Below are 7,055 nucleotides of genomic sequence, written 5' to 3' on the forward strand. Positions count from 1 at the left end.
ACATCCGCGACGCGCGGCGGCGAGTGCCGACGTGAGTCACCGTCCGCTGGGCGACGGTGAGGCGAACGAATTTTCGTTCGCTTCCCTCCTACCGAGCGAGAGACGGAGCTCGGCTCCCGATCCGGGATATACATGTCCGGTGATGCTGCTCGCGATCATCCTTGTTCTCGGTGCCGTGTGGTCGTTCTTCATCGCCGCGCGGCCGGATGTGGGCTTCTTCCTCGAGGAAGGCTGGAAGTTCCGCGATGCCGAGCCCTCCGACCTCTACCTCGGCGTGACCCGCTTCGGCTCGGCCGCCGTCGGCATCGCCTGCCTCGTCTTCGCCGCGATCCTCGCCTTCGGCGGCCCGGGCGGCGGTGCGTCGGAGTCGGACGAATCCCCGTCCGGCACCGCGAGCTCCGACCCCATGGCCGAAGGCTTCGGGCGGGCACAGGAGAAGGAGGACGAGGCGCGGGCGCGCGCCAAGGAGGAGTGTTTGCGCCTGAAGCCGGAGTTCGAGCAGGCGGCGAAGTGGAACGCCGAGGACAAGGTCGCCAACCCCGACACCCTGCGGTCCCTGGCCTCCGCTGATGGCGTCTCGGTGGAGATCGAGCCCCGCGCGAACGGCGAGGTGGTCACGGTTCGCGGCAGCGAAGCCGAATACCCCGGCGCGGTCGGCCGCGTCCTCTTCTTCATGACCTCCGTGGGCGGCGCGACCTGTATGCCCTGATCGAGGACTCCGCTTCCTCGGCGGTGATGTCGCCGATCAGGACTCGAAGAGTGAGACCGTCAGAGAGCGAGAGCAGTTCGATGGCTCGTGCGCGCGCCTCGACCTCCCCGAGGTCGTCGGCCTCCTGGAGGTGACGGGTGCACTCCTCGACACCGACCCTCGTCGCCTCGGCGAGGATCTGGCGTACGGCGGCGTGGGTCATCGCCTTGGCGAGGTAGGCGTACCAGACGGTGACGCCGATGCGGCCCGCCTCGGTGGCGGGGATCTGCTGGAGCAGGATGTGGAGAAGACGGTCCGCCGGTGGGCGGCCTTCGGTGGCCTCGTACTCGATGACGGCCTGCTTGATGAGCAGGTCGATGCCGGCGACCACCAGCGCGTCCTTGGTGCCGAAGTAGTGCTGGACGCGACCCATCGAGACGCCTGCACGGGCGGCGACGGTCCGCAGGCTGACGCCCTCGATCCCCTGCTCAGCGACGATCTGCCAGAGCCCGGCGACGATCTCGAATCTGCGCTGCTCGTGGTCGACGGCTCTTGGCATGGCGCCAGGTTAGCAATACAGTCGCATCGCAACAGGTTACAATGCGATCGCATCGTTATCGGGAACGTGAGGACGCCATGGATGGGGACATCGAGCATGCAGACACCGAATCGCACGGGAAGCGCCGACGCTGGCCGGTGGTCCTCCTCACCCTCGTCGCGGTCGTCTCGACCGGGTGCCTGGTGATGGTGCTCGGCACGAGCGGCCCCGGTGTCGGTCACTTCCGCACGCCGGCGGGACGCCAGGCCTACATCGAGGCGTACGACGCGGCCTTCGCCGCGCTGCCGAAGCCGACCGAGACGCACGACGTGGAGACCACCTTCGGCACGGTCCGCGCGTACGCCTGGATCAACCCGAACCCAGTCGACGAGGTCCCGATCGTGCTCGTGCCGGGGCGGGCCAGCGGCGTACCGATGTGGGGCGAGAACCTGCGTGACTTCGTCGAGCACCGCACCGTCTACGCCTTCGACGCGATCGGCGACAGCGGGCTCTCCGAGCAGACCCTGCCGCTGCGCGGCATGGACGACAACGCCCGCTGGGTCGAGGAGGCGCTGGACGGTCTCGAGCTCGACCGGATCCATCTGGTCGGCCACTCGCAGGGCGGTGGCCTCGCCGCGGCCGTGGCGGTGCGCTACCCGGACCGGCTGGCCAGCCTCACCCTGCTCGAGCCGATCATGACGTTCGGCATGCTGCCGGTCTGGGCGATCGGCTGGTCGGCGGTGGCCGCGCTCCCCTTCCTGCCCGACTCGTGGCGCGACCACGCACTGAACCGGATAGGCGGCGTCGAGGACGACGAGGTGGACCCGGACGACCCGATGGCCAGGATGATCGCCGCCGGTACGACCCACTTCGACTCCGGCAGCCTCCCGACGCCCTCACGGCTGACCGACGACCAGATGCGTGCCCTATCGATGCCGGTCTACGTCGCGATCGCGAGCGACAAGTCGCTGGCCGGCGGCGAGGACGCGGCCGAACGGGCCGAGAACCTCCCGCACGGGACCGTCAAGGTCTGGCCGAAGACCACCCACTCGCTTCCGATGCAGGTGGCGTCCGAGCTGGATGCCGAGCTGGAGAGGTTCTGGGCCGACGTACGTTGACGGCTTATGCCCAGAGCCCGAAGTACTCGATGAACATCCTGAAGCCGCCGTTGAACTGAGCGGTGTTCGTGATCGCGTTGATGGCACGCACACCCCAGAAGACCGCCAGCGTGTAGCCGATCCCGAGCGCGATCCCCGCCGCTGCGGCGCTCGTCCCGACTGCTTTCGCACGGCTCAGGCCGAGATGTCCGAGCACCACCGCGGCCGCGATCGGGATGATCGAGGCGATCATGAGCAACCCGAGGATCAGCCAGACGATCGGCCGATCCTCCATGCTGTAGAGGGCGTTGTAATAGCCCTGGCTGACGTCCGGGATTCCGACGATCACCCGCACCAGCGCGACGATCACCAGCATCGCCGCCGCGATTCCCAGCCCGGCGAGCCCGAGCCACCCGCCGCTTCGCGGACCGTTGGCAGATGCCGACGGGTTCGTCGGGGACCAAGCCGGTGCCGCCCCTGCCGCCTCGTTCGGTTGTGACATCGTGCCCTTCCCGTCCAGTTGGATCGAGCCAGCCCTACCGATGTCGGGCGGCCTCATATGGCCCGAGACGCTATCTCAGATTCCGGGCACCTACGGGCAGATCCGCGCGGGCGAGCGCGTCGAGATGCGGGAGCGGCTCGGTACAAGATTTCTCGACGATTTGTGTTTGAAACCCGGGATTTGGGGTAGGAGATAGGTACCAATCGCTCCGAACGTCTTGGGGGACCCTCTCGTGAACGTCGAAATCGTGGCGCCGCAGGTGAAGACCGCGGCCCGTTCCATCGGGACCGCGGCCGAGGCCGTCGCCGGCCTCGATCTCGAAGGCCCCATGGGCAAGGTCGCCGCGGCGCTGCCGGGCAGCACCGTCGTCGGCGCCGCGAATGGCCTCAAGACGGAGTGGAAGAGCGACAAGGACAAGTGGGTCAAGGACGCTCGCGACCACCAGACCACCACGGTCGCCGACGCGGACGCGATCGTGGAGGCCGACACCATCACGGCGCAGCAGGCGCGCTACCGCGAAGCGATGATCGGAAGAGACTGATGGCCGTCACCTACGAGCAACTGCAGAGCTGGAAGCCCGAAGAGCTCGACACCGCCGCGGACCAGCTCAACACCGCCCGCAAGAGCTTCCAGGACCAGCAGGACGAGATGGACGCCGGCAAGGTCCCCGACACCTGGGTCGGTGAGGCCAGCACCCGCGCCGAGAACCGTCACCGCCGCCTGGTCGCCGATCTCAACGACATCGCCGCCCCGCTCTCGCAGGTCATCAACGGGCTCGACGAGGCCGGCGCCTCGATCAAGAAGGCCAAGGACAGCGCCAAGCACGCCTACGACGACGCGACCGGCCGAGGCTGGAAGGTCACTTTCTCCGGCGGCGTACAGATCACCGACCCGAGTCCGGACGAGAAAGACCCGGACAAGGACAAAGGCACCATGCAGCAGCTCGCGCAGACCATCCAGGATGCGCTGACCGATGCCGAGTCCGCCGAGACCGACCTGGCAGCCGTGCTCAACCACGCGACCAAGGGCGACTACGACGGTGGCGACGGCACGATCGAGCAGGCCAGCCTCCCGCCCGAGCTGCGCAACCTGCCCGAGTCCGAGCTCATCAACAAGATGCTCAGCGACCCGGACAAGTACGACGGCTACGTCGATGCGCTGCCCGACGACGTCCAGACGCGACTCGGCAAGGAGATCAGCGACCGTCTCGACAGCACGCTGAACGACGACGACTACAAGATCAGCAAGGACGAGCTCAACCGTCTCAACTCGATGCTGACCGCCTACACCGACGACGACACCGTCGCTGCGGGCCTCTACCAGGACCTCGGCGCCGACGGCACCGTCGCCAGCATGGCGCGGATCGAGGAATACATGCGGATGAGCTCGGTGGACGGCGACGCCCTCAACTCCCTCGCCTCCAACCTCCGCAACGGTCTCGCCTCGGCCTCGAACCACCAGGGCTTCCCGGCCGAACAGTTCGGCCACGACATCGTGAAGTACGCCGGCCCCTCAGGGACCTACCTCTCCGATGATGAGGAGGACGCCCTCCGCGAGCGCTATCCGCACTGGGGCGGCACCGGTGGCGCGTCGGTTCTCGCCTATCTGATGAAGGACCACGACCTCAACGGCAACCTCGTTCTCGGCGCTGCCGAGGAGCTCGACCGGTTCGAGCGAGCCGAAGGCGGGTTCCAGTCGGCTCAGGACTGGTACCAGCGCACAGGCTACGGCCCGCTTGGCGTAGGCGAGAACGGCTACGGCGCCGACCCGATGGGCGCGATCATGGGCAACCTCGGCGCTCACCCGGAGCAGGGTTACGAGTTCTTCACCGAGGATGGGGAGCGCCAGAAGTTCTACTTCAACGACAGGACCTGGCAGGCAGACGGCTACGCAGGCATCTCGCAGGCCGCTGCTGGCATCAGCACCGATCCCGACCTAGTCAAGCAACACCCTGAAGGCACCGCAATGATCGCCTCCCGGTTCGTCGACTACGTCGCGGACAGCGAAGGATTCAACGCTGAGGACGCGAAACCTGCTTCGCCCTACGTCTCCGAGATCCTCAAGAACTACATGCATTCGGTCGACGACGCGCTGCACGCGCGAGGAGAAGATGGGGAAGCCGGCGTCTACACCTCGACCCCTGTCGCGCTCGGTGACATCGCCAACAGCCCGAGGTTCTTCGCGAACGATATCGAGTCCTTGCTCAAGGTCGGAGCGAGCAGCCAGGAAGGGCTCGTCAATCTCGCTGAAGGCGTCGGCACCTACCAGCAGTCCCAGATCAACAACGCTGCGTACCAGATCCAGCAGAACCCGGGCGACTACCGCGACGGCAACGTGCTCAGCGACGTCATGCAGCACTCCGCCTACCTGAACGGTGCCGTCGAGCACGCGATCGGGAGCGTCGAGATCGAGGGCGCCGCGAACACCGACAAGCAGATTCAGACGTTCACCAGCCTTGTCGGCGATGTCGCTGGCATGGTTCCCCTGCCAGGAACGGGGGCCGTCGGGACGGTGGTCGAGTTCGGTGTCGGCCAGGCGATCGACCTTGCCACCGACAAGGCCGACGGGCATTTCGCCAACTTCGAAGAGGCCGCGACCGACCACGCCAACGAGCGGGCAGCGGCATCCCTGAACGAGTCGAAGGTGAACGCCCTGGATGCGTTGGTGAAGAGTGGTGTCGTCGAACTCACTCCGGAACACCGCGAACGCTTCTTCCCTGAGGGACAGCCTGTCGACCTCTCGAAGCTCAGCGACGAGGAGCTTGGCGACCTCGCGAACCTGGCATCCAACAGGTACCTCAACGAATACGGAATGGGGAGCATTGAGTACCAGAACGCCTACGGCGCGGCCTTCCGTGAGTTCTATGAGTAGTCGTCGAGCTCCAGAATCTGACCGCGGAAAGCTTCCCCCGCTGATCTGCGCTCCCATCGCTGTCGTGATCGGCGCGCTTGCGCTGACGTCGTGCGGTGAGGAGTCGCCGACCACGCTGATCGAGCCGGATGACTTCGAGGCGGCCATGGGTGAGGCGCACGATGCCGGCAGCGGAATCGTCGGGATGCCGCCATGCCGCGCCCTTCGCGAGTTCAATCAGGGCCTCAACCTCGCAGCATCGGGAAAGGTGACCGGGACCACCATCGGGATCGAAGGCGGCGGCTCCGTCTTCGCCGTCGTGTTCTCGCCGACCGCAACACCTCCGTCCGCGTCCGAGGTCGTCACCGACGTCCCCGGACACGTCGAGGACTGCGCCAAGGAGATCGCCGGCGATCCGTCCCGCAAGGTTGAAGAACTCAGTGAGCTACCTCCGGGCGCCGCCGGCTTCCACGGCGAAGAGAACAACTCCACCAGCGAGTACGCCTACACCGTCACAAGCGACGATCGGCTGTTGGTGGTGGGTACGGAGTACGCGACGGGAGACAGCGCTCCGGTCTCCATGGAGCGCCTGCTCAAGCTCGCGTCGGACCGCGCACCCGATGTCTCTGCGGACTAGGTGGGCCATCCTCAGCGTCGGCCGTTGTTCCAGCTCAGGTCTTCGTGCCGGTAGCCCTGGTGACTTCGAAGGAGTTACAACAATGCCTTCTTGGCCTACGACCCGAAGCAGGTTCCGCTTGACCGTCGCACTGAGCACAGCACCACTCCTGATGACCGCCTGTGGCACCGACTCGACGCTGCTGGACTCCGACGCGCTCCCCAAGGTCGAGGAGACCACCGACGGCGACATGGGGGCACCTGGTACCGGCTGGTGCGACGCGCTCGCATATCTGGAGACGGCGAAGTTATCGAACGCCGCAGACGGGACGAGCGGTGAGCAGTACGTGCTCGAGAACGGGGATGTCGTCGGGGCCACCGTGTTCGTTCCCGGTGGCGGGGACTACCCCGATGCTGGATCGATGCTCGCTGCCATCCAGGAGGCTGTCGACGAGTGCTCGGCCGACGCCGAGAAGGGCGACTACGGCGAGGCGACCTCGGAGCCGATCAGCGGGCTTCCTGACGGGGCAGCGGGATTCACTTTCACGAGCAAGTCGTCGAACCCGGTTGAGGTCGGCAGCATCGCGTTCGCGGAGACGGACGACGGACGGCTCGTCGGGGTCGGAGTGACGCACAGCGGGGATGGCGAGGCGTCCGTGGAGGTGGCGGACCTGCTCTCCACGGCGCTCGAGCGGGCCGCCGACGTGGACACCACGAGCTGAGCCCGCCCCAGGACACGGACCAGCGGCGCTGGTACGACGGTTG

8 protein-coding genes are annotated in these 7,055 nt (G+C 66.7%); 6 read left to right on the forward strand and 2 right to left on the reverse strand.

Going from position 1 to position 7,055, the window contains the following annotated elements:
* Positions 1 to 142: 142 nt before the first annotated feature.
* A complete protein-coding gene (locus ACFV9G_RS12260) occupies positions 143 to 709 on the forward strand; it encodes a DUF6199 family natural product biosynthesis protein (RefSeq protein WP_378727758.1) in 567 nt (188 codons plus the stop codon).
* Here ACFV9G_RS12260 and ACFV9G_RS12265 read toward each other — a convergent pair.
* Positions 672 to 1,247, reverse strand: a complete 576-nt coding sequence (locus ACFV9G_RS12265) for a TetR/AcrR family transcriptional regulator (protein ID WP_378727752.1) — start codon at positions 1,245 to 1,247, stop codon at positions 672 to 674. The two genes, ACFV9G_RS12260 and ACFV9G_RS12265, sit on opposite strands and share 38 nt — an antisense overlap.
* A gap of 77 nt (positions 1,248 to 1,324) precedes the next feature.
* On the opposite strand from ACFV9G_RS12265, the gene ACFV9G_RS12270 reads away from it, so the two are divergent.
* Positions 1,325 to 2,344, forward strand: coding sequence for an alpha/beta fold hydrolase (locus tag ACFV9G_RS12270; RefSeq protein WP_378727753.1), 1,020 nt, complete (start codon positions 1,325 to 1,327; stop codon positions 2,342 to 2,344).
* A 4-nt stretch (positions 2,345 to 2,348) separates the two neighbouring features.
* On the opposite strand, the gene ACFV9G_RS12275 is transcribed toward ACFV9G_RS12270, so the two are convergent.
* A complete protein-coding gene (locus tag ACFV9G_RS12275) occupies positions 2,349 to 2,825 on the reverse strand; it encodes a hypothetical protein (RefSeq protein WP_378727754.1) in 477 nt (158 codons plus the stop codon).
* A gap of 232 nt (positions 2,826 to 3,057) precedes the next feature.
* Here ACFV9G_RS12275 and ACFV9G_RS12280 point away from each other — a divergent pair, with 232 nt between their 5' ends.
* The 4 genes from ACFV9G_RS12280 to ACFV9G_RS12295 all read left to right on the forward strand — a co-directional run bounded on the left by ACFV9G_RS12280 (position 3,058) and on the right by ACFV9G_RS12295 (position 7,012).
* The gene (locus ACFV9G_RS12280; RefSeq protein ID WP_143033779.1) at positions 3,058 to 3,366 is read left to right on the forward strand and encodes a hypothetical protein; all 309 of its coding nucleotides are present in this window, start codon (positions 3,058 to 3,060) and stop codon (positions 3,364 to 3,366) included.
* Positions 3,366 to 5,696: a hypothetical protein gene (locus tag ACFV9G_RS12285; protein ID WP_378727755.1), complete on the forward strand. Its 2,331-nt coding sequence runs from the start codon at positions 3,366 to 3,368 to the stop codon at positions 5,694 to 5,696. The genes ACFV9G_RS12280 and ACFV9G_RS12285 overlap by 1 nt, the downstream gene beginning before the upstream one ends.
* 64 nt (positions 5,697 to 5,760) lie before the next feature.
* Positions 5,761 to 6,312: a hypothetical protein gene (locus ACFV9G_RS12290; RefSeq protein WP_378727756.1), complete on the forward strand. Its 552-nt coding sequence runs from the start codon at positions 5,761 to 5,763 to the stop codon at positions 6,310 to 6,312.
* 118 nt (positions 6,313 to 6,430) lie between these two features.
* Complete coding sequence (locus tag ACFV9G_RS12295) at positions 6,431 to 7,012, forward strand: hypothetical protein (RefSeq protein WP_378727757.1); 582 nt, start codon at positions 6,431 to 6,433, stop codon at positions 7,010 to 7,012.
* Positions 7,013 to 7,055 lie beyond the last annotated feature (43 nt).

The sequence above is a fragment of the Nocardioides sp. NPDC059952 genome (assembly GCF_042730435.1).
GTDB lineage: Bacteria > Actinomycetota > Actinomycetes > Propionibacteriales > Nocardioidaceae > Nocardioides.

What these genes read in the sequence shown, in the direction of transcription:
- ACFV9G_RS12260 (WP_378727758.1), top strand. Translation starts at nt 143, where the DNA reads ATGCTGCTCGCGATCATCCTTGTTCTCGGTGCCGTGTGGTCGTTCTTC.
- ACFV9G_RS12265 (WP_378727752.1), bottom strand. Translation starts at nt 1,247, where the DNA reads ATGCCAAGAGCCGTCGACCACGAGCAGCGCAGATTCGAGATCGTCGCC.
- ACFV9G_RS12270 (WP_378727753.1), top strand. Translation starts at nt 1,325, where the DNA reads ATGGATGGGGACATCGAGCATGCAGACACCGAATCGCACGGGAAGCGC.
- ACFV9G_RS12275 (WP_378727754.1), bottom strand. Translation starts at nt 2,825, where the DNA reads ATGTCACAACCGAACGAGGCGGCAGGGGCGGCACCGGCTTGGTCCCCG.
- ACFV9G_RS12285 (WP_378727755.1), top strand. Translation starts at nt 3,366, where the DNA reads ATGGCCGTCACCTACGAGCAACTGCAGAGCTGGAAGCCCGAAGAGCTC.